Origin of the sequence: Rahnella sp. BCC 1045 (assembly GCF_019049615.1) — a bacterium.
Classification (GTDB): domain Bacteria; phylum Pseudomonadota; class Gammaproteobacteria; order Enterobacterales; family Enterobacteriaceae; genus Rahnella; species Rahnella contaminans.
In genome coordinates this window covers 157,441-171,323 of the sequence record NZ_JAFMOZ010000145.1, presented here as the reverse complement: position 1 = coordinate 171,323, position 13,883 = coordinate 157,441, and the positions used below count along the sequence as shown (strand labels likewise).

At 52.6% G+C, this 13,883-nt stretch carries 16 protein-coding genes; 4 read left to right on the top strand and 12 right to left on the bottom strand.

The features are described 5' to 3' along the window. The first annotated feature begins 1 nt into the window (after position 1). The gene (locus tag J1782_RS26065) at positions 2-1,420 is read left to right on the top strand and encodes a glutamate synthase small subunit (RefSeq protein WP_217154247.1); all 1,419 of its coding nucleotides are present in this window, start codon (positions 2-4) and stop codon (positions 1,418-1,420) included. Positions 1,421-1,557: 137 nt separating this feature from the next. On the opposite strand, the gene sspB is transcribed toward J1782_RS26065, so the two are convergent. The 5 genes from sspB to zapE all read right to left on the bottom strand — a co-directional run bounded on the left by sspB (position 1,558) and on the right by zapE (position 5,327). Beyond that, the gene (gene sspB / locus J1782_RS26060; protein WP_152327323.1) at positions 1,558-2,052 is read right to left on the bottom strand and encodes a ClpXP protease specificity-enhancing factor; all 495 of its coding nucleotides are present in this window, start codon (positions 2,050-2,052) and stop codon (positions 1,558-1,560) included. Positions 2,053-2,055: 3 nt separating this feature from the next. After that, positions 2,056-2,697: a stringent starvation protein SspA gene (gene sspA, locus J1782_RS26055; protein WP_104924272.1), complete on the bottom strand. Its 642-nt coding sequence runs from the start codon at positions 2,695-2,697 to the stop codon at positions 2,056-2,058. A 334-nt stretch (positions 2,698-3,031) separates the two neighbouring features. Beyond that, positions 3,032-3,424 (bottom strand): 30S ribosomal protein S9, encoded by a 393-nt coding sequence (rpsI, locus tag J1782_RS26050; RefSeq protein WP_013577238.1) that lies wholly within the window; start codon positions 3,422-3,424, stop codon positions 3,032-3,034. A gap of 16 nt (positions 3,425-3,440) precedes the next feature. Beyond that, positions 3,441-3,869: a 50S ribosomal protein L13 gene (gene rplM, locus J1782_RS26045; RefSeq protein ID WP_013577239.1), complete on the bottom strand. Its 429-nt coding sequence runs from the start codon at positions 3,867-3,869 to the stop codon at positions 3,441-3,443. Positions 3,870-4,187: 318 nt separating this feature from the next. After that, positions 4,188-5,327, bottom strand: coding sequence for a cell division protein ZapE (gene zapE, locus J1782_RS26040; protein ID WP_165061357.1), 1,140 nt, complete (start codon positions 5,325-5,327; stop codon positions 4,188-4,190). A gap of 285 nt (positions 5,328-5,612) precedes the next feature. On the opposite strand from zapE, the gene zapG reads away from it, so the two are divergent. From zapG to degS, 3 genes are all read left to right on the top strand, one after another. Then, positions 5,613-6,014: a Z-ring associated protein ZapG gene (gene zapG / locus J1782_RS26035; RefSeq protein ID WP_013577242.1), complete on the top strand. Its 402-nt coding sequence runs from the start codon at positions 5,613-5,615 to the stop codon at positions 6,012-6,014. A gap of 158 nt (positions 6,015-6,172) precedes the next feature. After that, positions 6,173-7,540 carry a serine endoprotease DegQ gene (gene degQ, locus J1782_RS26030; protein ID WP_152327464.1) on the top strand — a complete coding sequence of 456 codons (1,368 nt, stop codon included), beginning with the start codon at positions 6,173-6,175 and terminating at the stop codon, positions 7,538-7,540. A gap of 87 nt (positions 7,541-7,627) precedes the next feature. Beyond that, a complete protein-coding gene (gene degS, locus J1782_RS26025; RefSeq protein ID WP_152327326.1) occupies positions 7,628-8,695 on the top strand; it encodes an outer membrane-stress sensor serine endopeptidase DegS in 1,068 nt (355 codons plus the stop codon). Positions 8,696-8,775: 80 nt separating this feature from the next. Here the strand turns inward: degS and murA are convergent, their stop codons facing one another. The 7 genes from murA to mlaF all read right to left on the bottom strand — a co-directional run bounded on the left by murA (position 8,776) and on the right by mlaF (position 13,664). Then, a complete protein-coding gene (gene murA, locus J1782_RS26020) occupies positions 8,776-10,035 on the bottom strand; it encodes a UDP-N-acetylglucosamine 1-carboxyvinyltransferase (protein WP_152327327.1) in 1,260 nt (419 codons plus the stop codon). Positions 10,036-10,100: 65 nt separating this feature from the next. Next, complete coding sequence (gene ibaG, locus J1782_RS26015; RefSeq protein WP_152327328.1) at positions 10,101-10,355, bottom strand: BolA family iron metabolism protein IbaG; 255 nt, start codon at positions 10,353-10,355, stop codon at positions 10,101-10,103. Between the two features lie 160 nt (positions 10,356-10,515). After that, positions 10,516-10,824 carry a lipid asymmetry maintenance protein MlaB gene (gene mlaB, locus J1782_RS26010; RefSeq protein WP_165061348.1) on the bottom strand — a complete coding sequence of 103 codons (309 nt, stop codon included), beginning with the start codon at positions 10,822-10,824 and terminating at the stop codon, positions 10,516-10,518. Next, positions 10,824-11,456 (bottom strand): phospholipid-binding protein MlaC, encoded by a 633-nt coding sequence (gene mlaC / locus J1782_RS26005; protein WP_152327330.1) that lies wholly within the window; start codon positions 11,454-11,456, stop codon positions 10,824-10,826. The genes mlaB and mlaC overlap by 1 nt, the downstream gene beginning before the upstream one ends. Before the next feature lie 41 nt (positions 11,457-11,497). After that, positions 11,498-12,064, bottom strand: a complete 567-nt coding sequence (gene mlaD, locus J1782_RS26000; RefSeq protein ID WP_152327331.1) for an outer membrane lipid asymmetry maintenance protein MlaD — start codon at positions 12,062-12,064, stop codon at positions 11,498-11,500. A 3-nt stretch (positions 12,065-12,067) separates the two neighbouring features. Further along, positions 12,068-12,850 carry a lipid asymmetry maintenance ABC transporter permease subunit MlaE gene (gene mlaE / locus J1782_RS25995; RefSeq protein ID WP_152327332.1) on the bottom strand — a complete coding sequence of 261 codons (783 nt, stop codon included), beginning with the start codon at positions 12,848-12,850 and terminating at the stop codon, positions 12,068-12,070. 10 nt (positions 12,851-12,860) lie between these two features. Beyond that, positions 12,861-13,664, bottom strand: coding sequence for a phospholipid ABC transporter ATP-binding protein MlaF (mlaF, locus tag J1782_RS25990; protein WP_152327333.1), 804 nt, complete (start codon positions 13,662-13,664; stop codon positions 12,861-12,863). Between the last annotated feature and the right edge of the window lie 219 nt (positions 13,665-13,883).

Genomic DNA, 13,883 nt, shown 5'->3' with positions numbered 1-13,883 from the left:
GATGAGTCAAAACGTTTATCAATTTGTCGACTTACAGCGTGTTGATCCGCCGAAAAAAGCGCTGAAGATCCGTAAAATTGAGTTTGTGGAAATTTACGAGCCGTTCTCAGCAACTCAGGCCGCATCGCAGGCAGACCGCTGCCTGTCTTGTGGTAACCCTTACTGTGAATGGAAATGTCCGGTACATAACTACATTCCAAACTGGCTGAAGCTGGCGAACGAAGGTCGCATCATGGAAGCCGCCGACCTCGCGCACCAGACCAACAGCCTGCCGGAAGTTTGCGGGCGTGTCTGCCCGCAGGACCGACTGTGCGAAGGTTCCTGCACCCTGAATGATGAATTCGGCGCGGTGACTATCGGTAACATCGAACGCTACATTAACGATAAAGCGATCGAAATGGGCTGGCGTCCGGATATGTCTCACGTGCAGCCAACCGGCAAACGTGTGGCGATTATCGGTGCAGGTCCGGCAGGTCTGGCCTGTGCTGATGTGCTGACCCGTAACGGCGTGAAAGCGGTGGTTTACGATCGTCATCCGGAAATCGGCGGTTTGCTGACATTCGGTATTCCAGCCTTCAAGCTGGAAAAATCAGTGATGACCAAGCGTCGTGAAATCTTCACCGAGATGGGTATTGAGTTCCAGCTCAATACGGAAGTCGGCAAGGACATCACGATGGAAGCCTTGCTGGCAGAATATGATTCTGTCTTCCTCGGCGTTGGGACTTATCAGTCCATGCGCGGTGGCCTGCAGAATGAAGATGCACCGGGTGTTTACGACGCCCTGCCTTTCCTCATCGCTAACACCAAACAGCTGATGGGCTACGACGACAGTCAGGAAGAGCCTTACGTCACGATGGATAAGAAACGCGTCGTGGTGCTGGGCGGTGGTGACACCGCGATGGACTGTGTACGTACTTCAATCCGTCAGGGCGCAACGCACGTCACTTGTGCGTACCGTCGTGATGAAGAGAATATGCCGGGTTCACGTCGCGAAGTGAAGAATGCGCGCGAAGAAGGCGTTGATTTCAAATTCAACCTGCAACCGCTGAGCATTGAACTGAACGATTCTGGCCGTGTGTGTGGTGTGCGGATGGCTCGTACTGAACTCGGTGCGCCAGATGCTGCTGGCCGCCGCCGTGCGGAAATCGTGGCCGGTTCAGAGCATGTGATGGAAGCCGATGCCGTGGTGATGGCGTTTGGTTTCCGCCCTCACAAAATGGAATGGCTGGCGTCGCACGACGTAGAACTCGATTCATCCGGACGCATTGTGGCTCCGGAAGGCAGCGACAACGCTTTCCAGACCAGCAACCCGAAAATCTTCGCCGGTGGCGATGCCGTTCGCGGTTCTGATCTGGTGGTAACGGCGATCGCTGAAGGCCGCAAGGCCGCAGAAGGCATCATGAACTACCTCGAAGTGTAATTTCATTTTGCCCTTCACGAAGGCCGCGAAAGCGGCCTTTTTTATGGGATACGGTGATACCCGTCGCCGAATTCAGGCAATAAAAAACCCCGCGTAACAACGCAGGGTTTTGGCTGGACGACATCAGAAGCGCGGTGTTATTTCACAACGCGTAGGGCCGGGCGACCACCACGTGGCGGAGCCGGCGGCTCATCATCCGGATCTTCTTCAGCCACATCTGGCAAATCGCCGTCAATGACTGACATGGTCGGCTCTGTCGGCTCTTCCACACTCAGATCGCCAGCAAAGGCGCCTTCGGCTTCATAAGCAGGTTCAGGCTCGAACATGGTACCGGCTCCGTTCTCACGGGCATAAATTGCCAGAACGGCGGCTATCGGTACAAAAACGTTACGCGGTACGCCACCAAAACGTGCATTGAAGCGTACATCGTCGTTGCCCAGTTCGAGATTGCCGACAGCGCGCGGCGCAACGTTCAGAACAATTTGTCCGTCACGCGCAAACTCCATCGGCACCATCACGCCAGGCATCGTCACGTCAACCACCAGATGCGGGGTTAACTGGTTGTCGAGCAACCAGTCATAAAAGGCCCGCAACAGATAAGGGCGACGCGGAGACATGTCGGTCATCTCCATACCTTAACCTCGGGTATGCAAACGCATTTCGCGCTCGGGTTCGGTCAGGGAAGCCAGGAATGCATCACGCTCAAAGACGCGAGTCATATAACCTTTCAGCTCTTTAGAACCGGCACCTGACAGCTCGATGCCCAGTTCTGGCAAACGCCACAGCAACGGAGCCAGGTAGCAATCGACCAGGCTGAACTCTTCGCTTTTGAAGTAAGGCATATAGGAGAAGATTGGCGCAATCGCCAGCAACTCTTCGCGAAGTTGTTTACGCGCAGCATCCGCTTCGGTCGCAGAACCTTGCTCGATTTGACGCATCAGAGAATACCAGTCGTTTTCGATACGGTGCATCATCAGACGGCTCTCGCCACGGGCAACCGGATAAACCGGCATCAGTGGTGGATGCGGGAAACGCTCATCAAGATATTCCATGATGATGCGGGATTCGAACAGCGTCAGCTCACGATCGACCAGCGTTGGCACGGTGCGATAAGGGTTGAGGTCAATAAGATCCTGCGGCAGGTGATCCATCTCAACCTGCTCGATCTCGACACTGACACCTTTTTCCGCCAGTACGATACGTACTTGATGGCTAAAAATGTCGGTCGGGCCGGAAAACAGCGTCATTACCGAACGTTTGTTGGCAGCGACAGCCATGAAAACCTCCAAGTTTATCTAGAATATTACAGCGAGTTATCGCCAGCCTGCAGTTTTTGTCCCGTAGTTTCATAGACAACCATTGGCAAGGCGAACCCAGCCAGGAAGCGCGGCAACGTCAACTGCTCGGCGAACAGGCACAAAAGTGTGTGATAGTTTACCAGATTTTACGCACGCTGTGGGGGACGCTGAGACGATTTCATGGTGAATTGTGTGTCAGGAGATCTTTTCTTCCGAAAAATCGGAATAGTGGGCATAAAAAAACCCGGTGAAACACCGGGTTTTTGACGCTGATTTTCGTGCCGAAGCACTGAGCTGCATAAGCAGCAGAAAATTAACGTTTGGAGAACTGAGGACGACGACGTGCTTTACGCAGACCGACTTTCTTACGTTCAACCTGACGAGCATCGCGAGTTACGAAGCCTGCTTTACGCAGTTCGCCACGCAGATTTTCGTCATATTCCATCAGTGCACGGGTGATACCGTGACGGATAGCACCAGCTTGACCGGAGATACCACCACCTTTAACGGTGATGTACAGGTCGAATTTCTCAACCATGTCGACCAGTTCCAGTGGTTGACGAACTACCATGCGGGCAGTTTCACGACCAAAGTACTGTTCCAGGCTACGCTGGTTAATTACGATGTTACCACTACCCGGTTTGATGAAAACACGAGCGGCGGAGCTTTTGCGGCGACCAGTGCCGTAGTATTGATTTTCAGCCATTGCCTATAATCCCGAATTAAATGTCAAGAACTTGCGGTTGTTGCGCCGCATGAGTGTGCTCGTTACCCGCGTAAACTTTCATTTTACGGTACATTGCACGACCCAACGGGCCCTTTGGCAACATGCCTTTAACCGCGAGCTCGATCACGCGTTCAGGACGGCGAGCGATCATCTCTTCAAAGGTCGCTTGCTTGATACCACCGATGTGGCCGGTGTGATGGTAATAAATCTTGTCGTTACGCTTGTTGCCGGTTACAGCAACTTTTTCTGCGTTCAGAACGATGATGTAATCACCAGTATCAACGTGCGGAGTGTATTCCGCTTTATGTTTGCCACGCAGACGGCGGGCCAGTTCAGTGGCCAGGCGACCTAAGGTCTTGCCGGTAGCGTCAACTACGAACCAGTCACGTTGTACGGTTTCCGGTTTAGCTGTAAAAGTTTTCATTAAAAGCTTACCCAATTAAAGTTACACGTTGGCGAACACCCGAACGCTTACTTGTTTATAAAATAAGTATTTGAGGTTCACACGACCATCGTCCAGCAAACCTACCCCTTCGAATAGCCAATGCTGGCACTTATAAAGTTTCGGGAAAAAAACTTTGTAGTAACGTGGGGTCGCAAGATTATAGAGAAGTCCTCTGCAAAGATCGAACCCTTTTTCGACAAAAAGAAAGATTTCCCTCACGTCGCCCGGAGGGTTCACTTTGCATAACCGGCAGACGCTTTTATATCACAAATCGGGCAAATAATAACCAATCCATAATCAGGGCAGATGCGGACGTTTGAGATATTCCTCGCTTTGCATCTCCTGAAGGCGTGACAAACAGCGCTGGTATTCAAACTTCAGCCGTTCGCCCTGATAAATCTCAAACATCGGCACCGCCGCTGAAATCACCAGTTTCACATGACGTTCATAGAACTCATCAACCAGCGCCAGAAAACGCCGCGCCGCATTCTCGCTGTCAGCGGCCATCACCGGAACGTTATGCAGCAATACGCTGTGATAGATTTTCGACAGCGCAATATAGTCAAGCTGGCTGCGCGCCTCTTCACACAAGGTATGAAATTCTACCGCCAAAACGCCGTCTACCGCCGCGAGCGCCTGCAACGGCCGGTGATTCACTTCCAGCATGACCGGTTCAGCACCAGAATCTCCGTTGTGGTTGCCGGTCAGTTTCCCCAGCATGCTTTGCATCGCCACCGTCGCTTCCGGGCCCGCCGGAGACAGCCACAAATTCGCCTGCGTTAATGTGCGCAAACGATAATCAATGCCCGCATCCACATTCAGCACGTCACAGTATTCTTTAATCAGATCGATGGCGGGCAGGAAACGCGCGCGCTGCAACCCGTTTCGGTACAGCTGATCAGGCGGAATGTTAGACGTCGCAATCAGCGTGATACCGCGTGCAAATAAGGCCTGCAACAGCGTCGCCAGCAGCATCGCGTCGGTAATATCCGAGACAAAAAACTCATCGAAACACAGGACATCAGTTTCGGCTTTGAATTTATCCGCGATCACTTCCAGCGGATCTTCCTGCCCCTGAAGCTGCGTCAGTTCTTCATGCACACGCAGCATAAAGCGGTGGAAGTGCAGGCGCAGTTTGCGTTCGCCGGGCAGACTGTGGAAAAACAAATCCATCAGCCAGGTTTTACCGCGCCCGACACCGCCCCACATATAAAGGCCCTGAACCGGGCGTTGGGCTGTTTTTACCGGCGCTTTGCCGAACAAACGCCCCAGCAAGCCACCGCGTGCTGCCGTGGCAGGCGCCGACGCTGGCAGAGCAGAAAGCGCCTGATAAATAACATCCAGCTGCGCTACGGCCTGCTTCTGAACGGCATCCGGCTGGAACTCACCGGCATCAACTGCACTCTGATAAAGGGTAAGGGGTGATTTGGGTTGCATCGTAGTTAACGTCCCTGAGAAAAAAAATTTACGTTTTTCACGTTGTTTAGCTGCTTTTTTGCCGTGGGTTCGCCGCATTTCCCTGCTGTCTGTGTATGAAAAAAACGACAGGTGGCAGTGATTTTCCCGGCAGGATTCCACTCTGACAAGGTTAACGGTTATAGTGGAGCTATTGCATGACGAATTCGTGTGACAATTACGTTAAAACCATTGTCAAAAAAAGTTAAGTCATAAAAGTTACGTGAAAAAGCCCTGCGGGACAACGAAGTCAAAATAGGAGTCATTATGACCTGGGAGTATGCACTCATTGGATTAGTGGTCGGTATCGCGATTGGTGCGGTGGCGATGCGCTTTGGTAATCGTAAATTACGTGATCAACAAGTCATGAAAAACGAGCTGGAGAAAAGCAAGGCAGAACTCGATGAGTATCGTCAGGAACTGGTGGGCCACTTTGCCCGCAGCGCCGAGTTGCTTGATAACATGGCGACTGATTACCGTCAGCTTTATCAGCATATGGCAAAAAGTTCTAACAACCTTCTGCCGGATATGCCTGAGCAGGATAATCCGTTCAACTACCGTCTGACAGGGTCTGAAGCCGATAACGATCAGGTTCCGGTTCAGATGCCACGCGATTATTCTGACGGCGCATCAGGTCTGCTGCGCGGCGAGCGTCCGGTTCGTAAATAACAGACGTCATTAACCGGTGCGATCCACGGCACCGGTGCTTATAACGGCGCATGTTTCATGCATGTGCCGTTCTTCTGACCTGATCCTTCCCGTGCTGTGAATCACTGTTCTATTGTTCCTAACTGACGTCCATTACAGAAAGCGAGAGAGTTATCGTGATGAAGAAAAAGTCATTTTTGCTCAGTGTGTTAGCTGTTAGCCTTGGATTAACTTTCGCTTCTGCGCCTATGGCGAGTGCTGCTTTACCTACGGAAGTTCAGGGACAGCCCCTGCCCAGCCTGGCTCCGGTGCTTGAAAAAGTGCTGCCCGCTGTGGTTGGCGTTCAGGTTTCCGGCACGCAGCCGCCAAGTGCGGACGTTCCTCCGGAATATAAATTCTTCTTCGGTCAGCAAGATCCTGAGCCGAATACCGGGCCGCAGCCTTTCGAAGGGCTGGGTTCTGGCGTCATTATTGATGCGGCAAAAGGCTACGTGCTTACCAACAACCATGTGGTGAATAACGCCGATAAAATCAGCGTTCAGCTTAACGATGGTCGCGAATACAAAGCCAAACTTATCGGCAAAGACGATCAGTCGGATATTGCCGTGATCCAGCTGATTGATGCCAAAAATCTGACCCAAATTACGATGGCCGATTCCGATAACCTTCGCGTCGGCGATTTTGCGATTGCCGTGGGTAACCCGTTTGGCCTCGGCCAGACCGTCACATCCGGCATTGTTTCGGCGCTGGGTCGCAGCGGCCTGAATCTTGAAGGGCTGGAAAACTTTATCCAGACAGATGCTTCGATTAACCGCGGTAACTCCGGCGGCGCATTGCTTGACCTGAAAGGTGAACTGATTGGTATCAACACCGCCATTATTTCCTCGCAGGGCGGCAGCGTCGGTATCGGTTTTGCCATTCCGGTTAACATGGCCAAAAATCTTAGTCATCAGTTGATCGAATTCGGCGAAGTGAGGCGCGGTCTGCTGGGGATTCGTGGCAGCGAAATGACACCAGAACTGGCTCAGGCATTTAAGCTGGACAGCCAGCGCGGGGCTTTCGTCAACGAAGTTCTGCCTGATTCGGCTGCGGCGAAAGCGGGCATTAAATCCGGTGACGTTCTGGTGACGCTGCAAGGCAAAACCCTGAGCAGTTTCGCTGAATTGCGGGCGAAAGTCGGGACCGCGGGGCCAGGCGTCACTATGCAAATCGGTTTATTGCGCGACGGCAAACCAATGACCGTCAGCGTCACGCTGGATAAAAGCCCGGCGGTGGAAGTCAGCATTGAGAAACTCAATCCGGCACTTCAGGGCGTCACGTTGAGTGACCCGGCCGATAAGAACACCAAAGGCGTTCATGTCGATGACGTGAAAAAAGGCACGCCAGCGGATCAGATCGGCCTTGAGAAAGACGATGTCATTATCGGCGTAAACCGTGAGCCTCTCGAGAATCTGGCGGCATTCCGCAAAATCCTCGAAAGCAAACCCGACCTGATCGCGCTGAGTATTTTGCGTAAAGGTCAAAATATCTATTTATTCATGCCGTAATGCGTTGAAAATCGGATGCAGATGCTGCTGCGTCCGATTAACTCATGCTATCCTTCAGTCACTTTTCCTCTCGCACCCCATATATCCATGTTTGTTAAGCTATTGAGATCTGCTGTTATCGGCCTGATTGTCGCTGGCATTTTGCTGGCGGCGGTCCCTATGTTGCGTAAAAACATCTCAGAACCGATATTTAACCGTAATTTCAATCAGGACAGCGAACAGCCTGTCAGCTTTAACGGCGGTGTCCGTCATGCAGCGCCTGCGGTTGTGAATGTTTATAACCGTAATATGGGCAACAGTTCGCAAAACGAGCTGGCGATCCGCACGCTGGGTTCCGGCGTGATCATGAATGACAACGGTTATATCCTCACCAACAAACATGTGGTGAATAATGCCGACCAGATTATTGTTGCCCTGCAGGATGGCCGCGTTTTTGAAGCCCTGCTGGTGGGTTCAGACAGCCTGACCGATCTGGCCGTTCTCAAAATCAACGCCGGCAACTTGCCGGTAATTCCGATTAACCCGCGCAGAACGCCGCACGTTGGCGATGTGGTCATGGCAATCGGGAACCCTTACAACCTCGGCCAGACCGTGACGCAGGGCATTATCAGTGCCACCGGCCGTATTGGCCTCAGCCCTTCCGGCCGTCAGAATTTCCTGCAAACCGATGCTTCGATCAACCAGGGCAACTCCGGCGGTGCGCTGGTCAACTCACTGGGCGAGCTGATGGGGATCAATACCCTGTCCTTTGACCAGAGCAACGATGGCGCGACCCCGGAAGGCATTGGCTTTGCCATCCCGACTGCACTGGCGACCAAGGTGATGGGCAAACTCATCCGCGATGGTCGCGTCATTCGCGGGTATATTGGCATCAGCGGGCGTGAAGTTTCGCCACTGCACGGGCCGAACAACGGGCTGGATCATATTCAGGGAATTGTGGTTAACGAAGTAACCGCTAACGGCCCGGCGGCGAATGCGGGAATGCAGGTCAGCGATGTAATTGTTAACGTGAATAATAAGCCTGCGATTTCCGCCATCGAAACCATGGACCAGGTAGCCGAAGTCCGCCCTGGTACGGTGATTCCGGTTGAGATTATGCGTAACGGGCAGAAGCTTACGTTGCAGGTTACCGTGCAGGAATATCCTGAACACTGATTGCCGTAACTTCTGAACAAATAAAGAAAAAGCCGGAAAGGTTTCCCCTTCCGGCTTTTTGAATGCGCGCGGCGTAAAGTTTACTCGCCTTTGAAACGCTCAATTTTAGCGCCGAGTTGACGCAGTTTATCTTCGATGCGCTCGTAGCCACGATCGATGTGATAAATACGGTCAACGACAGTCACGCCTTCTGCGATGCAACCGGCCAGAACCAGGCTGGCAGACGCGCGTAAATCCGTCGCCATTACCTGCGCGCCAGACAGTTTCTCAACGCCGTGGCAAATCAGGGTGCTGCCTTCGATTTCAGCATGAGCGCCCATACGGATAAGCTCAGGGATGTGCATGAAGCGGTTTTCGAAGATAGTTTCGGTAATCACACCGGTACCTTCCGCCACCAGATTCAGCAGGCTGAATTGTGCCTGCATATCAGTCGGGAAGCCCGGATGCGGCGCAGTGCGGAAGTTGACTGCTTTAGCGCGTTTGCCATGCATGTCGAGACTGATCCAGTCTTCGCCCACTTCGATATCGGCACCGGCTTCACGCAGTTTTGCGAGTACAGCATCCAGCGTGTCAGGACGGGCTTCACGGCAGGTAATTTTGCCACCGGAAATAGCCGCTGCAACCAGGAAAGTCCCGGTTTCGATACGGTCAGGAACAACACGGTAAACACCGCCACCCAGACGTGCGACGCCTTCGATGGTGATCTTATCGGTACCCGCACCGGTGATTTTTGCACCGAGCGTGTTAAGGAAATTAGCGGTATCGACAATCTCCGGCTCACGCGCGGCGTTTTCGATAATGGTCGTGCCTTCCGCCAAGGTCGCTGCGCTCATGATGGTCACGGTGGCGCCCACGCTGACTTTGTCCATCACGATATGCGCGCCTTTCAGACGGCCATCAACGGATGCTTTTACATAACCTTCTTCCAGCACAATAGTCGCACCGAGCTGTTCCAGGCCGGTAATGTGCAGGTCAACAGGGCGCGCGCCGATCGCACAGCCGCCCGGCAGGGAAACTTCACCACGACCAAAACGCGCCACCAAAGGACCGAGAGCCCAGATGGAGGCACGCATGGTTTTCACCAGATCATACGGCGCACAAAACTCATTGACCGCGCTGGCATCCACGAACACAGAACCGTTGCGTTCGATTTTGGTGCCTAACTGGTTCAGTAATTTGATAGTGGTATCGATGTCTTTCAGGTGAGGAACGTTCTGGAGTTCAACAGGTTCCTCAGCAAGCAGTGCGGCAAACAAAATAGGAAGTGCGGCATTTTTTGCACCAGAGATAGTAACTTCGCCACTCAGACGAGTCCCACCCTGTACACGAAATTTATCCATTATGACTGCTCTCTTAAATTTCAACTCTGATTAAATACGAGGAAGCTGCCGGCGCTCCGGCAGTCTTATAAACCGCTCAGTTTACGGTCACGCGCCCATTCTTCCGGGGTATAAGCCTTAATAGACAGCGCATGAATTCGATTGTCGGCGATGTATTCCATCAGCGGGGCGTAAACGGTCTGCTGTTTTTTCACGCGGCTCATGCCATCAAACATCGCACCAACGACAATGGCCTGAAAATGACTGCCATCGCCAGTAATGTGGGCTTCATCCAGTGCCAACGCGTTCATCAGCACTTCTTTAATTTCACTCGTTTCCATAGGGATCTATTCTTCTGAAGAATCATAACAGCCAGATATCTTATAGGGATCGGACCAAATCTTAAACCACGAAAAAGCCCCTGAGGAAGAGTTTCGCACAGGGGCTTTGTGGACATTAAGGCAACGATTTACATCACACCGCCTAACCTCCCGTAACTGTTCACTTATTTGCCAGTGAGTCAGTCGGGATAATGTCCTGAAGATTATATAACGCAATCAGCGTATGCAGCCGGTCGGTAATGCCTGCGATGGTCAGCGCACTCCCCTGCTGGCTGGCTTCTTCGCGCAGATGCACTAACAGCGCCAGGCCCGAAGAATCCACGCGTTCAAGCCCGGACACGTCCAGAGTGGTCACGCCGGACATCAGTTTTTTACGCGCATCCCAAAAAGCCACCAGCGTTTCGCGATCCAACTCACCCTGCAAGGTCAGTCGCGGCGGCTGCGATTCCCAGCGCAGAGCTTCACTCATTATTGCTTATCCAGTGTGATCGGCTGAGCAGCGGCTTGTTTCAGACGGGCAGTCAGGCCATCGATGCCTTTCTGACGCAGGATGTCCGCCCACTCGTTCTGCTTGGTCGAAATCATGCTCACGCCTTCTGCAATCATGTCATATGCCTGCCATTCACCGGTGCGGCTGTTTTTACGCCACTGGAAATCCAGACGTACTGGCGGACGGCCATTGGGATCGGTGATGGTGACGCGGATAGCGATGATATCTTTGTCCGCATAAGACTGTTCAGGCTGCACGGTGTAGCTCTGGCCGTTGTACATCGCCAGTGCCTGACCATAGGCCTGCTGCAAATATTCAGAGAACGCCGCAAAGTATGCGTCACGTTGTGCAGGCGTTGCCTGTTGGTAATAGCGGCCTAATACCAGCGCACCGGCATATTTAATCTGCACGTACGGCAGCAGTTCATCACGAACGATCTGGCGCAGGTAGTTAGGATCCTGCTTGATTTTAGGCTGTTCGGTTTTCAGGCGGGTGAAGGTTTTATTCGCCGCTTCATTCATCACGCTGTAAGGATTGGTTTTATCCACAGCGGCATTGGCCAGCGGAGCCATAACCACCAGCAGTGCAGCGATCACTAAACGTTTAAACATACTTATTTTCCTCTTTTATGGAGAATCCGTGATAGCAAATCTTAATGGGCAGCCGGCTGTGGCGCCGTATTAGCGTCAGGTGCAGGTGCGGCATTCCCTTCAGTTGCTGCCGGAGCAGCCGCTGCATCAGGGTCAGCCTTGCCGTCGCCGCTTTTATAAAGGAACTGGCCAATCAGGTCTTCGAGAACCAGTGCGGATTTCGTGTCCTGAATGACGCCACCGTTTTTAAGGATAGTCGTTCCCATCTCCGGGTCTTCAAATCCAATGTTCAGCGCCAGGAATTGTTCACCCAGTAAACCCGAGGTACGGATAGCCAGCGTACTGGTGCTTGGGATCTGGTTGTATTTCTGGTCGATATCCATTTCCACTCGCGGAGAATAATTTTTATCCAGCGTAATGCTGCTGACGCGACCGATCACCACACCGCCAACTTTCACCGGCGAGCCGCTTTTCAGGCCACCGATATTGTCGAAGTCCGCAGAAATACGATAAGTCGGATCCGAACCGATAGAACGGATGTCAGCCACTTTCAGGCACAAAAAGACCACCGCAATCAACGCGATGATTAAAAATGCGCCAACCCAAATCTCACTCTTTTTCGTTTGCATGGTTTAATTTCCAAACATCAGTGCTGTCAGCACAAAATCCAATCCCAGCACCGCCAGTGACGAATGCACCACAGTACGTGTCGTTGCCCGGCTGATCCCTTCGGATGTCGGGATCGCATCATAGCCATTGAACAACGCAATCCAGGTCACGGTGATAGCGAAAACAAGGCTTTTAATCAGGCAGTTAAGCAAATCTGTCCGCCAGTCTACGGCAGTTTGCATCGCAGACCAGAAGAAACCGCTGTCGATCCCCTTCCAGTCCACGCCAACCAGTGAACCGCCCCAAATCCCGACGGCAACGAAAATTGCCGTCAGCAGGGGCATGGAAATCAGACCGGCCCAGAAGCGCGGTGCCACAACGCGGCGCAGCGGATCAATCGCCATCATTTCCAGACTGGAGATTTGCTCAGTGGCTTTCATCAGACCCAGTTCAGCGGTTAACGCAGAACCCGCACGCCCGGCAAACAGCAGCGCGGTCACGACCGGACCAAGCTCACGCAATAACGACAACGCCACCATCATGCCCAGACTGGCTTCGGCGCTGTACGTGGTCAAAATAAGATATCCCTGCAACCCCAGAACCATGCCGATGAACAACCCGGAAACCAGAATGATTAACAGAGAAAGCACGCCAACGCTGTAGAGTTGCTTTATCAGCAGCGGCCATTGCTTGGCAAATTGCGGCTTACCGACTAATGCCCGGAAGAGCATTAAACCGGCACGGCCAAAGGACGCACAGGTGTTTATCCCGCTGCGCCCGACTGAGGCTAATGCCTTAATTAACATGGGTACTCCATCATCCGAGCAGCTCGGTTTTGTAATCACCGGCAGGGAAACGGAAAGGCACCGGTCCGTCGGCAATACCATCAAGGAACTGACGAACCCGCGGATCAGGATTATTTTGCAGCTCCTCGGGCGTTCCTTCAGCAATAACATGTTGTGCTGCAACAATATACGCGTAATCCGCAATGCTCAGCACTTCAGGTACGTCATGGGAAACCACAATACAGGTCACGCCCAGCGCATGGTTCAGCTCGTCGATCAGTTTGACCAGCACGCCCATCGTGATCGGATCCTGCCCCACGAAAGGCTCATCAAACATGATGAGTTCAGGGTCAAGCGCAATGGCACGCGCCAGCGCGACACGACGCGCCATGCCGCCGGATAATTCCGCAGGCATCAGTTCACCGGCACCACGCAGCCCGACGGCTTCGAGCTTCATGGTCACGGTACTGCGCAGCAGTTCTTCCGGTAATTTACTGTGCTCACGTAACGGGAACGCGACATTTTCGAACACATTGAGATCGGTAAACAATGCACCGGACTGAAACAGCATGCTCATTTTTTTGCGTGATTCGTAAAGCTTTCGGCGTGACAGCGCAGGAATGTTGTCTCCGTCGAACCAGATTTCACCTTTATCCGGCGTAAGCTGGCCGCCGATAAGACGCAGGAGCGTCGTTTTACCGATCCCCGAAGGCCCCATAATGGCGGTGACTTTGCCTTTCGGCACGGTCATGTTTATCTCTTCGAAAATGGGACGATCGCCGCGCACGAAACTCATGCCTTTGATCTCAACCAGATTCGATTCGCTTTGACTCATTCAGTTTATCCCTTCGGAATACTTTCGCTAAGAATACGTCTGACCCTCACGGGGTGTCGTATAACTTTGGTATTTTTACAAAAACTTACCCCGCTTTCGTTACCAAAGTTGCCATCGATTTACTTTTCCGTCACAGACGGTCAAAATCAACGAATTACCATTTTAAATTAAAAGCCTTCATCGTCTAACATACAGGAACCTGCTGGCCGCGTTTTCAGA

Excerpts from the sequence above, each read along its gene's own strand:
- J1782_RS26065 (WP_217154247.1), top strand. The coding sequence starts at position 2 with ATGAGTCAAAACGTTTATCAATTTGTCGACTTACAGCGTGTTGATCCG.
- sspB (WP_152327323.1), bottom strand. The coding sequence starts at position 2,052 with ATGGAGATGACCGACATGTCTCCGCGTCGCCCTTATCTGTTGCGGGCC.
- sspA (WP_104924272.1), bottom strand. The coding sequence starts at position 2,697 with ATGGCTGTCGCTGCCAACAAACGTTCGGTAATGACGCTGTTTTCCGGC.
- rpsI (WP_013577238.1), bottom strand. The coding sequence starts at position 3,424 with ATGGCTGAAAATCAATACTACGGCACTGGTCGCCGCAAAAGCTCCGCC.
- rplM (WP_013577239.1), bottom strand. The coding sequence starts at position 3,869 with ATGAAAACTTTTACAGCTAAACCGGAAACCGTACAACGTGACTGGTTC.
- zapE (WP_165061357.1), bottom strand. The coding sequence starts at position 5,327 with ATGCAACCCAAATCACCCCTTACCCTTTATCAGAGTGCAGTTGATGCC.
- zapG (WP_013577242.1), top strand. The coding sequence starts at position 5,613 with ATGACCTGGGAGTATGCACTCATTGGATTAGTGGTCGGTATCGCGATT.
- degQ (WP_152327464.1), top strand. The coding sequence starts at position 6,173 with ATGAAGAAAAAGTCATTTTTGCTCAGTGTGTTAGCTGTTAGCCTTGGA.
- degS (WP_152327326.1), top strand. The coding sequence starts at position 7,628 with ATGTTTGTTAAGCTATTGAGATCTGCTGTTATCGGCCTGATTGTCGCT.
- murA (WP_152327327.1), bottom strand. The coding sequence starts at position 10,035 with ATGGATAAATTTCGTGTACAGGGTGGGACTCGTCTGAGTGGCGAAGTT.
- ibaG (WP_152327328.1), bottom strand. The coding sequence starts at position 10,355 with ATGGAAACGAGTGAAATTAAAGAAGTGCTGATGAACGCGTTGGCACTG.
- mlaB (WP_165061348.1), bottom strand. The coding sequence starts at position 10,824 with ATGAGTGAAGCTCTGCGCTGGGAATCGCAGCCGCCGCGACTGACCTTG.
- mlaC (WP_152327330.1), bottom strand. The coding sequence starts at position 11,456 with ATGTTTAAACGTTTAGTGATCGCTGCACTGCTGGTGGTTATGGCTCCG.
- mlaD (WP_152327331.1), bottom strand. The coding sequence starts at position 12,064 with ATGCAAACGAAAAAGAGTGAGATTTGGGTTGGCGCATTTTTAATCATC.
- mlaE (WP_152327332.1), bottom strand. The coding sequence starts at position 12,850 with ATGTTAATTAAGGCATTAGCCTCAGTCGGGCGCAGCGGGATAAACACC.
- mlaF (WP_152327333.1), bottom strand. The coding sequence starts at position 13,664 with ATGAGTCAAAGCGAATCGAATCTGGTTGAGATCAAAGGCATGAGTTTC.